General features: G+C 38.6%; 13 protein-coding genes. 6 read left to right on the top strand and 7 right to left on the bottom strand.

Annotated features, from left to right (window positions below; all coding sequences use genetic code 11):
• Positions 1–7: 7 nt before the first annotated feature.
• The 3 genes from AAY42_RS16535 (at position 8) to AAY42_RS16525 (ending at position 4979) form a co-directional block, all read left to right on the top strand.
• A complete protein-coding gene (locus AAY42_RS16535) occupies positions 8–1501 on the top strand; it encodes a nucleoside hydrolase-like domain-containing protein (protein WP_055397211.1) in 1494 nt (497 codons plus the stop codon).
• Positions 1502–1525: 24 nt separating this feature from the next.
• Positions 1526–3445 carry an ulvan lysase-like protein gene (locus tag AAY42_RS16530; protein ID WP_055397209.1) on the top strand — a complete coding sequence of 640 codons (1920 nt, stop codon included), beginning with the start codon at positions 1526–1528 and terminating at the stop codon, positions 3443–3445.
• Between the two features lie 100 nt (positions 3446–3545).
• A complete protein-coding gene (locus AAY42_RS16525; protein ID WP_055397208.1) occupies positions 3546–4979 on the top strand; it encodes a sulfatase in 1434 nt (477 codons plus the stop codon).
• Between the two features lie 92 nt (positions 4980–5071).
• Here AAY42_RS16525 and AAY42_RS16520 read toward each other — a convergent pair whose 3' ends face one another.
• The 7 genes from AAY42_RS16520 to AAY42_RS16490 form a co-directional block, all read right to left on the bottom strand.
• A complete protein-coding gene (locus tag AAY42_RS16520; RefSeq protein WP_055397206.1) occupies positions 5072–6211 on the bottom strand; it encodes a lactonase family protein in 1140 nt (379 codons plus the stop codon).
• Positions 6212–6250: 39 nt separating this feature from the next.
• Positions 6251–7408, bottom strand: coding sequence for an alginate lyase family protein (locus AAY42_RS16515; RefSeq protein ID WP_055397203.1), 1158 nt, complete (start codon positions 7406–7408; stop codon positions 6251–6253).
• Positions 7409–7435: 27 nt separating this feature from the next.
• A complete protein-coding gene (locus tag AAY42_RS16510) occupies positions 7436–9841 on the bottom strand; it encodes a glycoside hydrolase family 2 protein (protein WP_055397201.1) in 2406 nt (801 codons plus the stop codon).
• 164 nt (positions 9842–10005) lie between these two features.
• Positions 10006–11190, bottom strand: coding sequence for a glycoside hydrolase family 88 protein (locus tag AAY42_RS16505; protein ID WP_055397199.1), 1185 nt, complete (start codon positions 11188–11190; stop codon positions 10006–10008).
• 71 nt (positions 11191–11261) lie between these two features.
• A complete protein-coding gene (locus AAY42_RS16500) occupies positions 11262–12782 on the bottom strand; it encodes a RagB/SusD family nutrient uptake outer membrane protein (protein WP_055397197.1) in 1521 nt (506 codons plus the stop codon).
• Positions 12783–12793: 11 nt separating this feature from the next.
• Entirely contained in the window at positions 12794–15808 is a 3015-nt protein-coding gene (locus tag AAY42_RS16495) for a SusC/RagA family TonB-linked outer membrane protein (RefSeq protein WP_055397196.1), read from the bottom strand.
• A gap of 224 nt (positions 15809–16032) precedes the next feature.
• Complete coding sequence (locus tag AAY42_RS16490; RefSeq protein WP_055397194.1) at positions 16033–20142, bottom strand: hybrid sensor histidine kinase/response regulator; 4110 nt, start codon at positions 20140–20142, stop codon at positions 16033–16035.
• A gap of 895 nt (positions 20143–21037) precedes the next feature.
• Between AAY42_RS16490 and kduI the strand changes: the two genes are divergently transcribed.
• Genes kduI through AAY42_RS18345 form a run of 3 tightly spaced genes read left to right on the top strand, consistent with a single transcriptional unit; the run spans position 21038 to position 23867 of the window.
• Positions 21038–21877: a 5-dehydro-4-deoxy-D-glucuronate isomerase gene (kduI, locus tag AAY42_RS16480; RefSeq protein WP_055397190.1), complete on the top strand. Its 840-nt coding sequence runs from the start codon at positions 21038–21040 to the stop codon at positions 21875–21877.
• A gap of 4 nt (positions 21878–21881) precedes the next feature.
• Positions 21882–22676 carry a gluconate 5-dehydrogenase gene (locus AAY42_RS16475; protein ID WP_055397188.1) on the top strand — a complete coding sequence of 265 codons (795 nt, stop codon included), beginning with the start codon at positions 21882–21884 and terminating at the stop codon, positions 22674–22676.
• A 12-nt stretch (positions 22677–22688) separates the two neighbouring features.
• On the top strand, positions 22689–23867 hold the full coding sequence (locus AAY42_RS18345) for a DUF4861 domain-containing protein (RefSeq protein ID WP_055397186.1): 1179 nt from the start codon (positions 22689–22691) through the stop codon (positions 23865–23867).
• Positions 23868–23869: the final 2 nt, after the last annotated feature.

Below are 23869 nucleotides of genomic sequence, written 5' to 3'. Positions count from 1 at the left end.
ATATAAGATGAAAGGACTACGATTTGTATTAGTAATCTTCATGCTCAGTAGTATGACTACTACCTACTCCCAAGAGAAGAATTCACGTTTAATAATCCTAGCAGACATGGGTAATGAACCCGATGAAGAACAACAGATGGCCCATATGCTACTGTACTCCAATGAGTTTGATTTGGAAGGCCTTATTGCAGTAAGTGGAAAGTACCTGAACTCAGAACATCGTCTGCCTGAGCGGCGAAGGCTATATCCTGAACTTTTCCATAAAATTATTAATGGATACGAAAAAGTATATCCCAATTTAAAAAAGCATGCAGATGGCTACCCCGAACCATCACATTTAAAGTCTATTGTTGTATCTGGACATACGGATTATGGGGTTGCCGCAATCAGTAAAGGAAAAAGTAATCAAGGTTCAGAACTCCTATTGAATAGTTTTTTAAAAGAAGACCAAAGACCATTATATATTGTAGTAAATGCGGGCTCCAACACGCTAGCGCAGGCGCTAATGGATTATGAAGCAGCACATTCAAAAAAAGAATTAAAAAATCTGCTCAAAAAAATCTGGGTATTTGAAAATGGTGCGCAAGATGACGCCGGTGCATGGATATGTGCCAATTATCCCGAAATCAATTGGCTACGCAGCAACTATCAAACCTATGCTTATGGTGGTCCGGCATGGGCTTGGGGGAAATCAAAAGATGAGGACAAAAAGGGGCCACATACCTGGAAACCTTATACTTACAGTGCAACTGGTCAACATCAATGGGCGTTGGAACATATTAAAAATCACGGCGCTTTGGGTTGGGTATATCCACTACGCGAGAACCACTCAGGGAAAATGGTATTTATAGAAGGAGGAGGCACTATTCCTTGGTTGGGCTTGGTACATCAAGGTATGACCGATTTTACAAAACCCCATTGGGGTGGTTGGAGTGGTAGATTCTCTGCGGAAAAAGTGAAAAATGTATATTCAAGACATCAAAGTGTAAAAGCTACGGAAGTGAATTATGGAGATTTTGAAGTATATGCAGAGGCAAAAGATACTTGGACGGATACCGCAATGGATTCTATTTATAATAATATATACGCGCCTGTGTGGCGATGGCGACAAGCCTACTTTGACGATTTCAAAGGTCGCATGGATTGGTGTGTTGCTTCCTTTGAAAATGCCAATCATCATCCGGTTGCAGCTATTAATGGGGATGATACGGAGAAAATTCACATTATAAATACAAAAGCCGGAGAGCAAATCGTACTTGATGGGTCAGCTTCAACAGACCCCGACGACGATATGTTAAACTATCATTGGTGGATATATCATGAAGCGGGGACGTATTCTAAAAAAGATATCAATATTCAAAATGACGTTACATCAAAACCATTAATACAAATTCCCGATGATGCTCAAGGAACGACCATTCATGTCATATTTGAATTAAGTGATGAAAATAACATTGCTAAGCTCTCAGATTACAGAAGAATCATAATTCAAGTTGATTAAAAGATAATTTTTAAATAAAATTCAATGGAACGACGGGATTTCGCACAACTCTCCGCTCTAGCTAGTATGGGATTGTTAGTACCCCTACAAGCCTGCAGGGACAAAGTCAATTTAGAGCATCAAGAAAGTGGTGAATCAATACCATTTGAAGCATTAACTTTTCAACTTTTGACCACATGGAGCAATGCCATGGTTGACATTCAAATTGATGACCCTGAAAAACCGGAAGTACATGGAGCTTTGTACTGCAAAGCTTGTAACCGAATTCATGGTCGTTGTATGGATGCCGTGTATCCTTTTTTATATATGGCAGATAAAACCGGAGCGCAAAAATACTTGGATGCGGCAATCAATGTGATGAAATGGTCAGAAAACGTCTCCATGCCAGATGGGAGTTGGACAGTAGTTCCCGACCCTAAATCTTGGAGAGGCATTACCGTTTTCGGAGCAATCGCCTTAGGCGAAGCTTTACATCATCATGGACACGTTTTACCGAAGGAAATTAGTGATGACTGGACACAACGTTTACAGAAAGCAGCAAAGTTTATCCATGAAAATTTCACTATAGATTACAGTCATATAAATTATGCCTTCACAGCTATATATGGCCTTAACTTTTTGGGCCGCATGTTCAAAAATGTAGCATATATAAATCATAGCCGACAGTTGGCAGATGAAGTTCCTAATTGGCTGACAAAACCGAACAAGCTCATTTTCGGGGAAAACAAACCTTCCGATGAACCAAGTGCAAAAGGGTTATTGCCAGTAGACCTGGGTTACAATGTTGAAGAAACCCTAAACGGATTGGTACAATACGCCGTTCTAGAAAAAGATGAGCAATTGTTACAGCTGCTAACAGAGTCAATGAATGGACATCTGGAGTTTATGTTACCCGATGGTGCATGGGACAATAGCTGGGGTACACGTCAAAACAAATGGAGCTATTGGGGCAGTCGAACTACAGATGGTTGCCAACCCGCATTTGCTTTGATGGCAGATAGAAACCCCGCATTCGGCACCGCTGCATTCTTAAGTACTGAGCTTTTGAAACGTTGTACCGTAAATGGCTTGTTGGCTGGAGGCCTTCATTATGAATCACATGATGTAAAACCTTGCTTGCACCACACCTTTGCACACGCAAAATCTTTGGCATTTATCATGGACAATACTGAGAAGCTATCGAACATTTCAAAAAAAACAGCCCTTCCCAGAGGTAAAGGCGATGGAATAAAGCATTTCCCGGAACTAGATGTTTGGTTAGCTGCAAAGGGACCATGGAGGGCCACGGTATCCTCCTACGATGTTATTTTTAAAAAACCTCATTCGCAAGCGGCGACTGGAGGATCGCTTGCAGTTCTTTGGCATAATGAAGTAGGGCCTATTTTTACTGCAAGTATGGCCGAATATATATTGGTAGAGCGTTACAACCAACAACCCCAACCAAATGGAGAAGATTTTCCCTTGACCCCAAGAATTGAGTCCAATAGAGAAGGGAAATGGTATAGCAATCTGTTCGATTTGAAAGCAAAAGTTAAAACAAACGAAAAAAACAATACGCTTAACTTTGAAGTAGTAACCCAATTGACTGATAGGGAAAGAGCTATTTTACCTGATTCTAATTATCAGTTAAATTACAGTTTGAGTATAGAAAAGACTATTATTGTGGCCAAGAAAGTAAATGATGCTCCGTTGGATAAAGAAGCGTCATTGGTACTTCCAATAATTTCCCCACAACATGAACAAGTTGTCCAAGTATCAGAAAAGCTTATTGAGATTCAAAAAAAAGAAGGTACGGTTTTGGTTATGTCCAGTGTTCCTCTTTTAATTGTTAAAACAAAAAAGAAAAGAGTATTTAATATGGTACCCGGTATGGAAGCTATTCTTGTAAAAGCAGTCTTTGAAAAGAATACAAATGAAATTAGTTGTGAGATAACTGTTAGGTGAGTACTTTCAAAGTACAAATTTGCCAGAGAGTGCAGGACAGTTTACTGTTCTGGTATTTGTATTATTGGTAATATCGTATAACTACACTTATTCCATAAATATGAAGCGCTGTTTTTATCATTCTTTACTAATTGTTTTGTTGTCGGTTTCTTGCAAGGGCCAACAAAAAGAAGTTCAAAAAATTGAATCTGAGCCATTGAATATCTTAATGATTGCGGTTGATGATCTGCGGCCCGAATTAAATATCTATGGAGCCAGTCATATCAAATCTCCTAATTTGGACAAACTCGGTTCTGAAAGTATGGTGTTCGAACGTGCCTATTGCAACATTCCCGTATGTGGAGCTTCCAGAGCTAGCATTTTAACAGGAGTAAGACCAACTAGGAATCGCTTTATAAATGCATTTACCAAGAAAGATGAAGACTATCCAAAAGCTGTTTCGTTACCAATGTTGTTAAAACAAAATGGGTATCGAACAGTTTCAAACGGTAAAATATACCATCATAAAACCGATGATGCCGATGCTTGGGACGAAATCTGGCAAGCTGACAGATTATGGGATTATGCCCTTGAAGAAAGTCAAGAAACTCGAAGAAATACGCACAGGGGCCTACCATTTGAATCAGCTGATGTGCATGATTCGGTCTATCGCGATGGTAAATTGGCTTTGAAAGTCATCGGAGATTTAAAAAAGTTTAAACGTTCGGAAGAACCTTTTTTTCTGACCATGGGCGTGGCAAAGCCCCACCTTCCGTTCACTGCTCCAACAAAATACTGGAATTTGTACAACCGTGAAGAAATTGAATTGCCCGAAAGCTATATCCGGCCAATATCCACACCTACAAAAGCCTTTCATAAGTTTGGTGAATTACGCAATTACGAAGGAATCCCAAAAGAAGGGCATCTTCCTGAAGCCTTAGCCAAAGAATTGATTCATGGCTATTATGCTGCGGTAAGTTATATAGACGCCCAGATAGGGTTGGTACTGGACGAACTGGACAAACTTGGTATGGCAGAAAACACCATTGTTGTGCTTTGGGGAGACCATGGATGGTTTCTTGGTGACCATCAGCTATGGTGCAAGCATTCAACATTTGAAAAGGCCTTGCGAACCCCATTGTTCATAAAAGTACCTCATAAAACAAAAGGTCAGAAAACAAAAGCAATAACTGAATATGTTGATGTATACCCAACACTATGCGAGCTTATTGGCATAGCTGTTCCAAATACTGTTGAAGGGCGTAGTGTTGTTTCCATAATTAATGGTGAGGAAAGCGATAAGAACTGGGCTGTCAGCAAATTTAAAGATGCCGTCACCTTGATAAAAGGAGATTTATTCTACACTGAATGGACGGATGATAAGGGTATTGCATACGAGCGTATGCTATTTGATCATAGCAAAGACCCATTGGAACTTGATAATTTAGCAGAAAAAGCAACATATCAAGAAACAGTTGCCCAACTGGCAAAAGAACTACGGGAAAAATGGGGTAAGGATTTTTTATCAGGTAAAGCTGAATCAGAAAAAAATTGATACAGTGGTTTTCCCTTTTTAGTCTAGCCAATCCAATGTTTCTCAAACATATCTAAAATACCATTTCATAAAATGTAGATTTAACTTATTATTTACTCTCCATAAGTTCGCATTTGCAAACTTGAAGGATTTTCGATAGCTAACTCTTTTTGCAGTTTTGATAGTCTCCCTGTTTCACTATGTCTTTTAAAAACGACCACATTGTTGGTGAATTGGTTGGCCACTAACAAAAAGTTACCTGACGGGTCAATACAAAAATTTCTGGGATGCTCGCCAAAAGTAGGTTCGTGTCCTACTAGAGTTAGCCTACCTGTATTCTTGTCTATTGAAAATATAGAAATACTGTCTTCTTCTGGTCCACGATTAGAGGCGTAAAGAAATTTTCCATCTGGCGAAATATGAATATCAGCTGCGCGATAAAGATCTTGTTTTTTACTGTATGACAGGTAATCTTCGATGTACTCAAGCTTTCCATCTGTATAAGAATATGCCGTTATCGTGCCACTTAATTCTGCCACGCCATAACCAAAGTTGCCATCGGGATGAAACGTAAAATGTCTTGGACCACTACCTGGTTTTATGGTTATAAAGCCAGACTCTTCGAGTTGTAATGTGTTCTTGGTGGGATAAATAACTTCAAAAACCCTTATTTTATCTGCTCCTAAATCTTGCCCGAACGAAAAATCCCCATCTGGTGAAAAATTAGTGGAATGCAAATGTGCCGCATCTTGCCTACCTTTAACAATACTGCTGTCTTGAAAGGTAATGAGTTGGTGATTTTTATGTAGACTACCGTTGGCATTTATTTTAAAGACCGATATCCCAGCATCGGTATAATTTGAATTTACCAAATAATTCCCAGTAGAATGTATAGCCAAGTGGGCAGGATTTCTACCACCAGAATCTTGGAAGTTCAATAACTGTAATCTTCCAGTTAAAGAATCGACAGCAAATGCAGCTACTTTTCCGTTGGATTGCAATTGACTCTCCAATACTGAATACAAATGGCGACCATCAGGCGAAACTTTTAAAAATGAAGGGTTGATGGTATTCTCTTCCTCATGTACGAGTTGTAACGCCCCAGAATTGACATCAAACTCATAAACAAGAATTCCTTTTGCTGGTTTTCCCTCTGTAAAACTCCCTATGAACAAAAAAGTCTTTGTAGTCTTGTTCGAGCAATTCAGCAATAAGCCAAGTAGGGGCAAAAGAAGAACAATTCTATAATTCATAAGCTAACATATTGAACTTTGCAAACCATTTAATATCGCTTAATTCAACCAGATCAATGGATAGCGTATAGGCATATTCCGTATTACCTCCGGATTATCAAAATCGGCATCTAGCTGGTTCCATATATCAAGGTATTCCATATTGTCCAGTGACCTGCCTGTAAACAATAAAAATGGATGGCGTACCGGCCAATCATCCCAATGAAGCACATCTTTTTCGTAGGGCCAATCTGCTTTATTCTTTATATAAGGATATAGAAATTCAACCCCTTTTTTTATACTTCTACCTTCGTGGTCAAACACAAACATATTCTCATTTGTATTAGAAATTACTTGGGCAATGCCCGTCATTATATCTAAATTGAACAAGGAATACCCATAAGGCTTGGTTCTATTCAATTCTTTCGGAAATGAACCATCTTCAGCCATTTGGCACGGCAATAAAACCTTCTTAAACTTCTCTTTTACATAAGCCTGCATTCTTTCATTCTCTGTAAATTCAGAAAAAACGGCTGCCTGTAAAAACCAGCAGGCACCGTGGTTGTTATCCTTAGCTTGTTCAGAAATTCCATAAGGGTGGGTATCCATCCATCGTAAATAATTTGCGAACCAAGTCTTTAACTTGGTAACTTCTTCGTTGGAAAGCAAATTAGCATCCTGTATGGCGATGATGGCCTTGACCACATCCAATAATTGTATTGTATCAATGATGCCAATACCTCTTCCTGTTACCTTACCTTTTATTGCCTGCGCATATTCCAGATTGGGGTTCATTAATGTTGTCTCATCTATAAACCATGCTTTTAAATGTGGAACCAATTGCTTTACATAGAATGTATCATCAGTAATTAGATAGGCGGACGCCAAAGCACCACATATTTGGCTAAGCCGTATCATAGCATAACGATGTGCCGTAAAATTATCAGGATTGGTCATTCCATCTTTTCGAATGTAAGGTCCTTCAGGGTTTTCAGGGTCGGGCCACCAATAATCACCTTCAGAATAAAAATCATGTATTCCCCCGGCACTACGTCCACAAGATTCAGCTGTTACCGTAACTGGTGTTGCATCGATATATTTTTCAGCCAATTTCAATATTCTTGCTTTTTCTTTATCGAAAATAGGGTCATCAAATAGTCTTGGCTCCTGCTTGCACCCGAGAAAGAAGAGGCATAGTAATACGATTATATTTTTCATATCGTCTTGTTATTAAAACCTCACACCCTATTTTTCAATGGTTAGATAAGTACCCTTAAAATTTTGATTTAGGACCATTACGGTTAAATCAATCTCGGTGTCATCTGGAATAATTTCTATGGATGCCTGCCCGTTTGCCATGCCAATGACCTCACTACCAGTAGGTGTTCCTTGGTTTTTAAGAGCCTTACCGCCTTCAAGGCATTGAAAATATACCTTGTCCTCATAGTCCAGACATCGTAACCCATTTTCATCGACAGCCATGGCGGTTAACAAGAAATTTCCATTTTTTAATTTAGATGAAGAGAGCAACAGTTCTTTGGCCGAACCGTTTTTAGTATAGCGGTAAGAAATATTCAGCGTATCACGTATCGTGTTACCAGCCATTTCAGAAACAGCAATCAATTGATTGTCACCTTCTTCAAAATCAATGTCCCAAACAAGACCTGAAGCGGGAAACTTAGTGATGTCTTTCACTTTTTTTCCCAATTCATTACCGTTGTGAATGAGATTAACTACATCACAATTGCTAAAAACATTGATACTTCTTGGTTTGCCTTTTGGCCCCTGTCGCTTCGTCCACGTTTCTGATTCTATGTAAATGAAAGGGGCATCAGACCAATAGCTCTTAAAAACGTAATATGCATCCTTAGGCTTTCCGTTTCGGTCAACCAAACCTTTTTGGTTCATGTAGGGAATATCGTTTTCTGGTCGCAAAGGTGTTCCAAAGTCCTTGAACGCCCATTGTGCGTTGCCTACGAAGGTCGAGTCCGTTTCGGTAATACGCAGGTGCCAGTCAAATAAGTCCACAATATAATTTTCGCTCCAATCCCCAATCTTGGCAATGTTGGCGACCTTGGTCTGAACTATGGCTTCTTCCCATCCTTCGGATTTTATTACTCCCTCACCGGTAATGGGATTTTCAGAATGTCGTCCCACATGACTGGACCCACCGTATTCTGCATGCAAAAAATGATTGTATTGTGGCTTATAGGTCTCTATGGCCTTTTGATAACTCTTGTAGCTCCCAGAGTACCAACCCGACCAAATGGACGGTGAGAAAACATCTACGATATCGGCACCTTCATAGTACTTTCTTATCGCCGTTTTACGGGTAGGGTCCAATTTATGGGCAAGCGTATTCAACTCGGACAAAAAGGTATTCATCTTTGTAGTATCGTCGCCACCCTCAAAATCGGGCAACCAATACATTTCATTGCCCAATGACCAAATAATAATACTGGGATGGTTATGATTTTGATCGATAATTTCTGTGAGCATATTCTTGGTGTTCTTTTGCCATGTTTCTTCACCTAAACCCCCTCTGCACCAAGGAAGTTCATCCCAAACCAAAATACCAAGCTCATCGCAGGCTTTGTAGACCTCTGGGTCTTGTGGATAATGCGCCAAACGAACAAAATTTGCACCCATCTCCTTAATCTGCTCCATATCCTTTCGGTGCTGTTCGTTTGACATGGCAGCCCCAACACCCGCATGTTCTTCATGACGATGAGTGCCGCGGAGCAATACACGTTTACCGTTAAGATAGAATGGCCCGTTTTTCTTAAACTCAAACCAACGAAAACCTACTTTTTCCAAAACCTCATCGATGATTTCTTCATTACTAGACAATGATACATTTACTTTATAAAGATTTGGGTCTGATATATCCCATAGTTGGGGATTTTGAATATCAGTGATTGTTATTGTTGTAGTTTTCGAAGACACCTTCTCAGACTTAGACACGACAACTTCTCCTTTTTCATTTTTCAATACTACTATAAGCTTCAAATCCGATACTTGTTCCGCACCTTCCAGAGGGACTTCAACTTGAAGTGAAGCTTTTTCGTGCGATACTTTTGGTGTAGTCAGTTTTACATTCCCAATCGAAGTTTTAGGTTTGGTAATTAGCCAAACATCCCTTGTAATACCTCCGTAGATGAAAAAGTCACTCTTTTGGGACGGAATTATATCTCTGTCATAACTATTATCGACTCGCACATAGATACTATTTTGCCCTTTTTGAAGATGCTCAGAAATATCAATTTCAAAACCAATATACCCCCCAATGTGTGTACCTATTTCACTACCGTTCATATAGACCTTTGCGGTTATATTTGCTCCTTCAAAATAGAGAAGATATCGCTTATCTGGGTTTATTCCATCGAGTTCAAGCTCTTTTTTATACCAACTACCACTTCTTCGGTAACCGGCCATATTATCTGTTGGGTCTTCACTGTTCCACGTATGGGGCAAATCAATGCTAACCCAATCTAAGCTGTTTTCAATATCTGCGAGTGAACGAGTTGGATTCTCTAGGTAGGACCATTCTTTATTTATATTCTCTTTTGTTCTAAGTGCGCCTTCTTCAGGTTTCTGTCCACAATTCAAAAGAAATAAAGCAACACAGAAAATGATACATTTTAATTTCATTATAAACCTATTAAAAATGATGAGAGTCTCCCATTGCGCTTAAAAGTAGGGTGGTCAAGTTTTGGTTTCATCCTGTACTATCCTTGTACTCGGGTATTAAACGCTACTATTCTTTGCCGATATCGTATTTGTTTTGATTTGGGATATGAACTTTCCTAATTCGGTCATTGACTTTCTTTTCTCAGAAGTGCTTCCAAGTAGTAATAATCTCCATAAACAATCGGTTTATCCATTTCGTCTTTCCTTGGCCAATTACCGGTACTATGTTTTAAAATAAATGGTGCTTGAACTTCTGGTCCTAGAATGTATTCCTCTGTATTTAAAGTCTCCATGACCTTATTGGCGTATTCCAAATACCGAGAATCATTATCATATTGTGAAAGCTCATAAAACGCTGAGGTAACAATTGTTGCAGCAGAGACATCTCTTACTGCATCAGGAATATTAGGGTCATTGAAATCCCAATACGGAATACCATCATCTCGCATATTTGGATGTTGCATATAAAATGAAGCGCTAGATTTTGCCTGTGCCAGATATTCGGCATCTTTGGTATATCTATACGCCATAGTAAACCCATAAATACCCCAGGCCTGACCCCTAGCCCATGCTGAAGAAGCATTGAAACCTTGATGGGTAACCTTATCTTTTACCTTACCATTTATGGTATCATAAACAACTACATGATAGCTACTTGAATCTTCTCTAAAATGGTTTTTGAGTGTAGTATTGGCATGGGAAACTGCAATATTGTGATAGGTACTGTCACCTGAAATTTTTGTTGCCTCGAACAACAATTCCAAGTTCATCATATTGTCAACGATTACGGGAAATTCCCAAACATCTTGATTAAAATCCCAAGACCGAAGGCATTCCACTTGTTCATTATAGCGAGTGGATAAGGTCTTGGCGCTTTCAACTATAATTTTTTTATAATCTTCGTTTTTACCAATCCTTAATCCTTCACCAAAACTGCAGAATACTTTAAAGCCCATGTCGTGTGTACCTGCATTTAGCTTTTCCTTTTCAATAAAGCTTGTCCATTCTTGTGCACGTTCCTTGAACGCTTCATTTCCCGTAAGTTGGAATAAATGCCAAAGATTACCGGGGAAAAATCCACTGGTCCAATCTCTAGAAGGAACTTTTCTTATTTCATTTGCCGTTGGATTATAGCTTCTAGGAAAACTTAAAGAATCCAAAGGATACTTCAATAGCTTTTGATACCGTGTTTGTACTAATGAGTCTATCGATACAGAACTTGTAACATTTTCGTCTTTACCGTCGGTTTTACAAGACAGAAAAAATAAAGTAAAACCAACAGTCAAGACAAAGTAACTAACTCTATTCATTAAATGGATTTTTAAAACTCTCCCAAGGCTACTTTTCTAAAGACAAAAGACAACCCTGGAAGAATTTGATTTTAATAACCGGGATTGTTGGGAGCTAAATTGGGGTTCCTATCCAACTCATCGAAAGGCAGAGGAAATAAGTAATCTCGACTTGGATCAAAATTAGGTTGTGGTTCCAAACTTCCGGGTCCAAAAACCTCTGGACCTAGTTGTCTTCTTTTGATGTCATACCACCTTTTGAATTCGAAGGCAAGTTCCCATTTACGCTCTTCCAGCACCATATTCCTGAAATCATCTTGCGACATACCTCCTGCAACATCCGCTGGGAAAGCTGAACCGTTGCCTTCCCTTGCTCTTGCTCTTACGCGATTGACATAACCGGCCGCTTCTCCAGAACCCGGGCTCAATTCGTTTAAAGCTTCTGCAGCTATCAACAAGACCTCAGCATAACGCATTAATCCATAATTTAAACTTGATGCCCGACCATTTCCTGTTCCTGTAGGCCCAATGGCTCTTGTATACTTAGCGATATAGGCACTTTGGATATTTCTTGAATCAAAATCAGGGAAAGCAGTAAAGGGTTCTTCTACGCCATCGAATATTCCTGTGGTGTCTAAACTTACCGCTTTTCTGTAGTCACGACCATCCCATGAATTATATACATTAATCGTAGGTACAGCAACAGACCAACCACCTCCAATGTTGCCGCGTTCATTTGCTCGTATTCCAGTTAGGGCAGGTGCATAATCCCTTCCTGTATCCCCATCACTGAAACCGTTAAAATCAAGACTTAAAAGAAATTCGTTCGTACTTGTTTGGGCGGCATGGTCAAACAAATCTTGAAAATCAGCGGCAAGACCCAAATTAAAGGCACCTTCGTTATCTATTACAAATTTTGCTTCATCATAAGCATTTTGAAATTCCCCTAAGGTTAAATAAACTGAAGCTAAAAATGCCGCTGCCGTTGCTTTTGATGGCAAAGCGCTAACAGATTGGTTATCTGGAAGTTGTGATTTGGCAAGCTCTAAATCAGCAATGATATTGTTGTATACCGCATCCACGGAGCTCTTGCCTATTTGACTAGCTTCTTCGACATTGACTACTGGCGCATCAAGGTATGGGATTTCGCCAAACAATCGAACCAAATGATAATAGGTATATGCTCTAAAAAAGTGTGCTTGAGCTGTTACCGGATCAATTTGTTCCGGTGGAAACCCTGTCAAGGTAGCTGCCGCCGCAATGGCTTCATTCGTTGCCGCTATGACTTGGTATGCCCTTGGCCATAATGCCGTGACCATACCATTATCATCGGACATTGAAAATCTATCGACATCTTGCCGACGGCCTGGTGTCCCTAAATCTCCTATGGAAACCATATCACTTCTCAACATAATTGGCAGCGACAGTTTTCTTCCCCAATAAGCCTCTGTGGCCATATTACCAATGGCACCGTTAATCAAGGTTTGAACATCTGCCGGTGACTGTACCAGACCATCTGGCGACAGCCTACCTACGGGCACCTCTTCTAAATCCGAGCACCCCACTACCGTAGCAAATGCCAGAAGAATTCCTAAAGTTTTAAAATTTTTCATAGTGCTATTTTTTAGAATTTTAGATTTATTGATAATGTGTACGACCTTATATTAGGGTAACTTCCGTAGTCGAATCCTCTGTTTACGTTACTATCTTGACTATTGGCAGTAGTTTGGTATTGTGCCTCAGGGTCTGTACCAGGAAAATCCGTAAATGTCAATAAATTTTGACCGCTCAAACTAAGACGTACGCCCTGCATTCCCATTTTACTCACAATACCGGTTGGAAGATTGTATCCTAAAGAGAGGTTTTTTAATCGAACATAACTACCATCATAAACAAAGCGATCTGTAATACGCTTTTCACGAACAGCGGCAGAAGGAACATTGGTGTTGGTATTGGCAGACGTCCATGCGTTCAATACTTCTGGAGTTGCATTGGATTCACCTGAAGCCAACTCAAGAAAAGTATAGCTGAAGATATCACCGCCTACAGAAGCTTGGAAGAAAATATTCATGTCAAAATTCTTATACCTAAAATTGTTGCTAAGACCTGCTATCCAATCTGGATTGGGGTCTCCAATAATTTTACGATCTTCTCCTGTAATTACACCATTATCATCCAAATCTGTAAACAGCTCATCCCCTGCTCCAGTTCCAGAATACCCAGCTGTACCAGCCTCTGGTGTTCCCTGATTTACACCCCTATATTCATAGCCCCAGAAGACCCCTACAGGTTCACCTTCCCTTAGAATATGGGTTTCATCTTGTAAGAACGAACCAGGCGAAGAATCCAAAAATATATCCTCACCGTCTATAAGCTTTACTACTTCAACCTTATTGGTCGACCAATTCAAATCTGTAGTCCATGAAAAGTTCTCAGTGGTTACATTTTTTGTGGAAAGTGTCACTTCAAATCCAGTATTGTTAATTTCCCCAACGTTCTGGAATGGGTTACTCAGAAGACCTGCATACTCTATCAATCCAGAATTTCGTAAGATTAAATCTTTTGTATCGATTGTATAATAATCCAACGTAGCGCTGATTCGGTTGTCAAAAAGACCAAAATCAAGACCTATATTGGTTTGATACGAAGATTCCCATTTTAAGTCGGGATTTTCCAATAAATCAGGTACAACAGCTCCAACTTGTTGATCTCCTACATTGGAATAAATAGGCTGAAAATTTGCCAAAGACTGGTATGGAGTTAGAGAAGGATTTCCTGTTACACCATAACTAGCTCGCAGTTTTAAATTGGAAAGTGTTTTATTGTCCCTTAGAAATTCTTCGTTGGAAATTCTCCATCCAATTGCTCCGGAAGGGAAAAAAGCGTACTTATTGTTTTTGGCAAAATTGGAAGCTCCATCCCTTCTTGCCGTAAAAGTCAATAGGTAACGATCATCGTACTCATAATTAAGTCTCCCAAATAAAGAAACAATTTCCCTTTCGGTGAGCGATGAAGAGGGTGTCTGAATATCAGAGCCGGCATCAAGGGCAAAATAGGATAAACTATTGCTAAGAAACCCCTGTGATGCTGCTCTAAATCTTTCCGTTCTATCTTTTTGGTATGAATAACCTGCCAAAGCGGTTAAATTACCTTTACCAATTTCGGTAGTATAGGTCAAATAATTTTCAGAAAGAATATTGGTTCCTTTAACTGATTCTACACTGGCAATACCACCTTGAATGCTTGCTTGGCCTATTAAAGTTGAAGGTTGAAACCTACCACGGGTTCTATTTTCCGTACTAAATCCAAATGTAGTTTTAAACGATAGTCCTTTTATTATTTCATAATCGGCATAAAAATTGGCCCTGTAATCGTCTGTTGTGGTTTCATCAACCGATTCCGTAGCGATAGCAAATGGATTATCGAATTGATCTCCCACCGGGTTTGTGGTATTCACACCGTTTTCATCTTGTACCGGAGTATCAGGTGCAAAACGATATGCAGTGGAAATTACATCTCCTTCCCCACTTCCACCACTTCCTGCTTGACTTTGTATACCATCTTTATTACCACGATTGGCAAATGCATTAAAGCCAAGTTTTAATTTATCCGTAGCCTGAACTTCAATGTTGCTCAAAAATGAAAAACGTTCAAAAGCTGAGTTGATTACTACTCCGTTTTGTTTAAAATAATTACCGGATACGTAGTAGTTAATCTTATCAGATCCCCCTGAAAAAGAAAGCTGATGGTTGGAAATGTTACCTGTCCTGTAAATAAGGTCTTGCCAATCCGTTTGTGCCGAACCCTGTACATAGGATGGATTGATAGCTTGTCGGTAGGACGCAAACTGGTCTGCATCTAAAAGCTCTAGTCTTTCGGTAACCGCTTGGGAAGAATATGTGGAATTGATTTCGACAACCATTCTACCCTTTGTTCCTTTTTTTGTGGTCACCATAATCACCCCATTTGCTCCCCTAGAACCATAAATGGCAGTGGCGGAAGCATCTTTGAGTATTTCTATGGATTCGATATCAGCAGGTTGTGGTAAAGCACCACCAACAAAACCATCTACCACCACCAATGCAGCACTACTGGATCCTATTGAAGTATTACCACGAATGCTAATCGCTATTGGCGCACCAGGTTCACCCCCATTGTTGGATTGTACAGCAACACCTGCGGCCCGACCTTGTAGTGCCTGCTCTGCGCTCAATACCGGAAAGGCTGTCAATTCTTCTGATTTAACAGAAGAAACAGACCCAGTGATATCAGATTTTTTAGCCGTTCCATAACCGACTACCACAACTTCATCCAATGCACTGATGTCTTCTTCCAGACTTATGTTAATTGTTGCGCTGCCAGAAACATTTTGTTCTTGTGATACAAAACCAATATAGCTGAAAACCAAATTAGCATTCTGACTTGACACCGTAATTGAATAATTCCCATCAAAATCAGTAGTAACACCGTTAGTTGTTCCTTTTTCAACTACATTAACGCCCGGAATACCTATACCATCCGCACTGGCCACTACGGTGCCTGTAATATTTTTTTGCTGACCATAAGTCAGCGTACTGGCAAGAATAAAAACACCAAAGCATAGTGCCCTTATCCATCTACAAATTCTTGTTTTTAACATAAGCTTCAATTGTTTGTGAGTTAGTTTTCAGATTATGGAATTCAGTAATACAAAATTCATCGAACAGTTGACAGTGAAAAAAAAGTTATTGCACACTTTTTCGTTGAACAAGTATTTACAAAATCACACTATCCCAAAGTTATGCTAAAAGAGAATGGTAAAAGTCCAGAAATAGGGGTGCAAAAATCCTATAATTAAAATTTAAATGACTAATATTCAGGCATTTAATTTAAGCCAAAAAACTCTTCGGAGAATTTTTTCAGGTAAGCCGATGGACTTAAACCGAATTTTTTCACAAAGCATTTGCTGAAGTATTTTGGGTTTTTAAACCCTACTTGATAACCAATTTCAGCAATTGTAAGATTTCCCTGCTCCAGCAATTGAATAGCTCGTTTCATTCTGATTTCTTGAATGAATTCATATGGTGTGAAATTGGTCCAAGCCTTAATCTTAGTAAACAGTAAAGTCCTACTAACCCCAAGCTCGGCACTAAAGGTTATAATATCAAATTGGTCATTTGAAATATTATCTTCAACAATCTTGAGTGCTTTCTTCAATAACTTTTCATCTATAGATGAAATCACTATTTCATTGGGTGTTAAGCCTTTTTCATCAGAAAATTTACTTTTAAGCCTGTTTGTAGAATCTATCAGGTTTTTAATTCGGAGTTTGAATTCCATAACATCAAAAGGCTTGCTTATGTAATCATCCGCACCACTCTCCAAACCTTCAAACTTATATAACAAAGATGTTCTCGAAGTAAGCAATATTACAGGAATATGGCTTGTTTGAATATTCTCTTTAATCTTTGCACAAAGTTCTGTCCCTACCATTACGGGCATAATCACATCAGAAACAATTAAGGACGGAATATATTTCAAAGCTTTTTCCAGCGCCTCTTTTCCATTACCTGCTTCTAGTACATTATAAGTATCCTGTAATATATCTTTAATAAAGTTTCTCAAGGGTACATTATCCTCAACTATAAGAACTACATCACGTTCCTCAGTCATCAACAGTTCGCTTGAAGTTATCGAAATATCGGGTAACTTTTGCTGTAATTGCGAAGTATAAAGACCTAGATCATCACTAAACTTAAAATCCTTGATTATCTCATCATCGTTGACGTGGAGTCTTCCTAATTTCAAAGCTACTCTAAAGGTACTTCCAGATGAATTATTGCTAACAACCGAAATAGTTCCTTTATGAAGCTCCACTATACTTTTGGCAATGGATAAACCGATTCCAGTTCCCGTACCGCGAGTGTTTTCATCTTTAGTGAAATCGGGTATTTCAAAAAACCGATCAAATACTTTATCTCTATATTTCTCAGGTATTCCACGTCCTGAATCTTTAACATCTACAAATACCGATCCTCTATCTTCTTTTACACTAATAATAATCTTTCCACCGTAAGGAGTATATTTAAATGCATTGGAAATCAAATTGTAAAATACTTGCTCGAGTTTGGAACGATCATAATACACAAGAATTTTAGACTGCTCCGTTTCAAATAGGTACTCGTAACCGTTTCCTTTGGCAAATTCAGAAAAAGAGAGGTAGATTTCCTTTAGAAATTTTACAATATTACCTTCAGCAGTTTCAAGTTTATATTTTTTATGCTCTAATTTCCTAAAGTCCATCAGCCTGTTTATCAACTGCAATAGATGTTTGGCATTACTTTCTATCACCAACAACTTTTGATAAACGACCCTACTCCCCTTATAATCTGTCAACAATTGTTGCAAAGGTCCAGTAATAAGGGTCAAGGGCGTTCTAAACTCGTGGGAGATATTGGTAAAAAATCTTAGTTTGGCATTGTTGAGCTCTTTATTGCGCTCATGCTCCAAATGTTCCAATTCCAATTTATGTTTGAGTTTTGTTCTTGAACGAATAATACCAATCAACCCAAAAAGTACTCCTAAAAATAAAAGACTATATAAGATTTTTGCCCAATTACTTAGCCAAGGAGCAGGAAGAACCTTAATTTTCAAAATAGTAGGCTCAGGGTTCCAATATCCATCATTATTTGCTCCTTTTACTTGAAATACATAATCCCCTGGCCTCTGTATGGTATAGTTCGCCTTGGATTGATTGGTGAGCGTCCAATTTTCATCTAATCCTACCATACGATATTGGTACTGGTTGCTATTTGGATTAATAAAGTTGGGGATTGTAAAATCAATGGAAAAATTTGCCTTATTATAATCAAGTGTTATCTGCTTGGTAAAAGGCATACTTTGATTTAAAATACCATTTTCATTGGTGACAGATACTGTCTCGTTCTTAATCTTCAAATCAGTTAATAAAACCTGCGGTACATAAGAATTTTTAGCGATTGCCTTAGAATCAAAATAAGAAACACCTTCCGCCCCCCCAAAATAGAATTTTGAGGGTTCTGGCCGAAGAGCCGCGCCGGTACTGAACTCGTTTCCCACTAGTCCATCTTTTCCACTATATAGAACAAACGAACCTTCGTAAGTATTATATTTCACTAAACCTTGGTTACTGCTCATCCATAATGTATTGTCAACATCCTCTAAAATGGCATAAATAGAGGTTACCTGTATATTGGTATTTAAAGGTATTTTTTGAAATTTTTTGCCATCAAAGCGAAATAGGCCTTTTGCCCTTATTCCAATCCAGATTACACCACTTGTATCTTGAAAAATTGTAAGAATATCATCACCAGACCCTGTTTCATTATCATAAAAAAATCTAGTTATCTTGTCCGATGTATATCCTCCATTGGAGAAAGGCAATAGATTAAGACCACTTTGCGTACCTACCCACACGTTTGCACCCTTATCTATCATTAAACTACGAATTCTGTTACTTGAAACGGATTTATCTACTTCCGGCTTATGACCAAATACCTTATATGTTTTTTTCTTCAAATCATAGCGAACGAGTCCTTGCCCAAATGTACCAAACCAATAATCCCCTTCTATACCTTTTTTAATGGTATAAACTCCTGTCTCGTTTAATATGTCATCCAACTCTTTAGATAGGATACTTGTTTCAAACCGATTTTGTTCAATATTGAAAATTTCGACTCCACCGTTAAAGGTTCCCACCCAAAGTAAGTTATCATCAATAAGCAATGATTTGATATTATCACTTTGGAGAATATTGGTATTTGATGTATTGATGTAACGTGGTTCTTTCCCTTTTTTATCAAAAACCGTTACCCCACCACCTTCGGTTCCAAAATATAGATTCTCTTTATTGTCGCTGACTATAGAACTCACTACCTTATGTCCTAACCTATTTTTGCCTGAAGATTCTTTATAGTTGATAAAGTTGGCATTGGAAACATCCCAAATATCTATTCCCCCGTAATAGGAGCCTATCCAAATAGATCCTTTCCTATCCTTAAAAATGGATTTAATATAGTTGTGACTTATACCGTTTTGCTTTTCAGGTTCGTAAGCGATATTTTTTAAAATATCATTGTTATTCAATAAAATGATTCCTTTAGAGGTACCCACCCATAAAACACCTTCCTCTGCAGCTGCAACTGCTCTTACATCTTTATATTCAATGGTACGGGAATTGGTAAGAAATCGTTCAGAAATCAAGTCAAAACTCAACAACCCCATGTTTTTAGTCCCTACGCAGATACTGTTTTCCCCACAATCTGAAATGGTCTGTACAAAGGGTTGTTCATGATAATTGCTTGGGCTGAATTGTTGAAAGTCAATAGTATGCTCCTCTTCTTTTATAGCTTTACAAAAACCTTTTGATGTACCTACCCAAATTGTGCCATTATTGGCCTCCTTAATGCTTAGAACATAATTAGATGGTATTTCGTTATCAGAAACTGAATCACCATTATTGTACACATTGGTGAATTCATTTGTTTCTTTGTTGTAGATAGACAATCCATTTGAGGTTCCAATCCAAATATCACCATTTGTAACTTCCTCAATTGACCAAACCGTATTGTTACTTAGCGAATTTTTATCCTTGAAATGATAAAACCGTTCAAAGGTATCTTTAATAGGGTCATATCTGTTCAACCCGTTATAAGTACCTATCCATAAAAAACCTTCACTATCTTCCTTTATTGAAAGAATATCGCTATTACTGATGGACGTACTATCGTTTAAAATAGTGCGGTACACCTTAAACATGGTGCCATCATACACATTGAGTCCATCCCGTGTACCCAACCACATGCGCCCTAATCTGTCTTGCTCCATTGCGATAACGGAACTTTGGGAAAGTCCATCACTAGTATTTAGGTGTTTAAATTGATAGGCCTTGTCTGGACTTTGACCAAAGCAAAAAACACTAAAAAAAACAAAACAGAATGTATATAGGTTTTTCATAGAAATCCCGTGAGCTATGTAAGGCTAACGAATTTAAGTTTAGCCCTAATATAAAAATAACTTGTGTTAATATCGAAGCCGTACATTTAGTTGATAATCATATGATAAGAGAATATGTTCTAGGTTTTGATTTTTTAATTCCATGCAAGCGCTTAAACAAGTAGGCTATCTTAACTGGATGATTCCCTTTAATTCCAATTAGACTATTAAAAAATCCACCTTGCATTGAGTTCAATAACAATAAGCCCACTATTTTCAAAACTATCATTTCCCATCTCACCAAAAGCATAGCCCGCATAACTAAAATCAGCCAAACACTCAACTTCTGACCCATTGAAGAATTGTGAAATCTATGGAAGTTCATGGGACAGAAACATCAAGAGAGAAAAACAATAAGACTGGCGGCTTGCACGCATGGAGTATATCATAATACTGTTTTTTTTGGAAAGAATTCCTAAAAAAATGAATCAAAAAACAAGATACCACAGGATAGCTGCATTTTTCACCTTTAGTACTTTTAGAAACGATATGTTGGACTTATTTACCCCTTTTTTTGGACTATTTGTGCAGGTGACCCACTAGTTCCTTTCAATTAAAAGCTTGAAATTTGAGTAAGCGGTGTTATCATGTTTTTAAGTACTTGATTCTAAAAAAAAGTAATTGTTTTAACTGATACCAGTCGCGTTTTATTCTGTAAATCTGCCACAGTTATAGTTAATGAAAGGCACAAATTTTCTTTTTTTGGTTTGTAGCAAAACACTTCTAAAAGTAGCCAAAAGAATTCAATAGAATAGGTAGTAAAGTCTGAGGTATTATCGCTCATATTATTTGAAAAAGGAGTGGTTAGAAAAGAGTAGAAAGGAAACAAATAGCTAACAAATAGAAAATAAATATTATGTCAATATCCTACCAAACTAGATACGCCTCAAGCCCAAAAGCTGTAAAAAAATACGATACTACCGAACTGCGGGATGAGTTTTTGATAGACAATCTTATGCAAAAAGGTAAAATCAATCTGACCTATACCCATTATGACCGCTATATAGTTGGTTCGGCAGTTCCAGAAAATCCACTCAAACTACATAAAATCGACCCATTAAAGGCAGATTATTTTCTAGAAAGACGTGAGCTTGGAATTATAAATGTAGGCGATTCGGGTTCAGTTGAAGTAGATGGTACTTCCTTTGAATTGGGCAATAAAGATGCCCTATATATTGGTATGGGCAATAAAGAAATTGTTTTCAAGAGCAATGATAAGAACAAGCCAGCCATGTTCTACTTGAATTCAGCACCAGCACATACAACCTACCCTACTAAAAAGGTTAGTCTTTCGGAGGCCAATAAATTGGAGCTTGGTTCTCTAGAAACGGCAAATGATCGTACTGTGAGCCAAATGATCATTGGTGGGATAGTCACGACCTGTCAACTGCAGATGGGAATGACCGAGTTGAACACGGGAAGTGTTTGGAACACTATGCCAGCACATGTACATGACCGAAGGATGGAGGTTTATTTTTATTTGGATGTTCCCGAAGGACAATCTGTATGTCATTTTATGGGACAGCCCCAAGAAACACGTCATATCTGGATGCAGAACCACGAAGCCGTTATTTCACCACCATGGTCTATCCATTGTGGTTCAGGAACTTCGAACTACACTTTTATATGGGGTATGGCAGGAGAAAATATGGATTATGGTGATATGGATGCCACCAAGATAACAGATTTAAGATAATGCAATGAGCACAGAACTATTCAACCTAACCGGGAAAATCGTATTGGTTACTGGCAGCACACATGGATTGGGCATGGCTATGGCCAAAGGACTCGGTAAAGCAGGAGCCACTATTGTTGTTAATGGAAATTCATCACAGCAAAAAATTGATGACGCCGTAAAGCTTTATAAAAGGGAGGGTATCAAGGCTGTGGGCTACAAGTTTAATGTGGCTGATGAAGATGAGGTGATTAATGCCATAAGCAAGATTCAAAGTGAGGTTGGACCTATCGATGTTTTGGTAAATAATGCAGGCATTATCAAAAGAACTCCTTTGGAAGAAATGGAAATCGCTGATTTCAAAGAAGTAATCGATATTGATTTGGTGAGTCCCTTTATCGTTTCCAAACATGTAGTCAAGACCATGATGTCCCGTAAGAAAGGAAAAATCATCAACATTTGCTCAATGATGAGCGAATTGGGTCGAAATACGGTTGGAGCTTATGCAGCCGCAAAAGGAGGACTTAAAATGCTGACTCAGAATATGGCAACGGAATGGGCCAAACACAATATCCAGGTAAACGGTATCGGACCGGGCTATTTTGCTACTTCCCAAACGGCCCCGATTAGGGTTGATGGCCATCCTTTCAACGAGTTTATTATAAATCGCACACCTGCTGCAAAATGGGGAGACCCAGATGATTTAGCAGGAGCGGCCATATTCTTGTCCTCAAGAGCAAGCGATTTTGTAAATGGACACATCCTATACGTTGATGGTGGTATCCTGGCCACGATAGGAAAGCCTACCAATGAAAATTAAATAGTATCAATTATGAGAAAAATCAATCTTTTGCTGATAGCTATCTTTTCAATCATAGCTTTCTCATGCGAAGAAAAATCAAAAAAGAACCAACAGATCATTGTAAAGAATACTATGGATACAAACCGTTCTTTCGAAACAGTCTCTGTAGACATTGCTTCGCTTCAACTAGTTAATGTAAAAGGTAGTATTGTACTCTTGGATACAGAAAACAAAACTGAAATTACTTCACAGCTAGTAGACTCAGATGGAGATGGAGAAATGGATGCGATTTTATTCCAACCTGAAATTGCAGCCAATAGTGAAAAAGTATACGAGCTAACATTTTCTGAAGCAACAAAGCAAAAAGATAGTGTTCCAGCTTGTTATTCAAGATTTGTGCCCGAACGAACGGACGATTACGCTTGGGAAAACAATCGCGTTGCCTTCAGGACCTACGGCCCAACCGCACAAAAAATGATTGAAGATGGAGTTAAAGGAGGAACATTATCCAGCGGCATTGATGCTTGGTTAAAACGTGTTGATTACCCTATCATCAATAAATGGTATAAGAAGGAACTGGAAACGGATGGTAGTTATCATAAAGATGACGGTGAAGGACTGGATAATTTCCATGTTGGCATAAGCAGAGGAGTTGGCGGCATCGCAAAAAAGATAGATACCACCTATTATATTTCTAGAAATTTCACTTCATGGAAAACGTTGAACATAGGACCTATACGGACAAGTTTTACACTCTCTTATGCCGATTGGGATGCCGCTGGCAACAAAATATCAGAAGAAAAAAAGATATCGCTGGATTACGGAAACAACCTATCAAGATTTGAGATTAGCTTAAAAGGTACTGATACGATATCAGCAGGTCTCACACTTCATGAAAAAAATGGGAAAGTTGGAGTAAATCAAGAAAATGGATGGGTTAGTTATTGGGAACCCCATGAAGATTCGGAACTGGGAACCGCTATTGTTGTTCCTGAAAACGCGATGGCAGGTCACGAACATTATCAAACTGATAGAAAAGATGAAAGCAATCTTTTTGCACATATCAAAATTAATGATGGGAAAGCCATTTATTATGCAGGTTTTGGATGGGAAAAAAGTGGTCAGTACACTGATAAGGCAGAATGGGAAGCTTACATCGATGAATTTGCCAAGCGCCTAAATAACCCATTGAAAGTCACTATTAAATAAAG

The organism is Flagellimonas eckloniae (assembly GCF_001413955.1).
GTDB classification, from domain to species: Bacteria; Bacteroidota; Bacteroidia; order Flavobacteriales; family Flavobacteriaceae; genus Flagellimonas; species Flagellimonas eckloniae.
The sequence above is the reverse complement of the archived record's forward strand: the minus strand, read 5'-3'. Positions and strand labels throughout refer to the sequence as shown.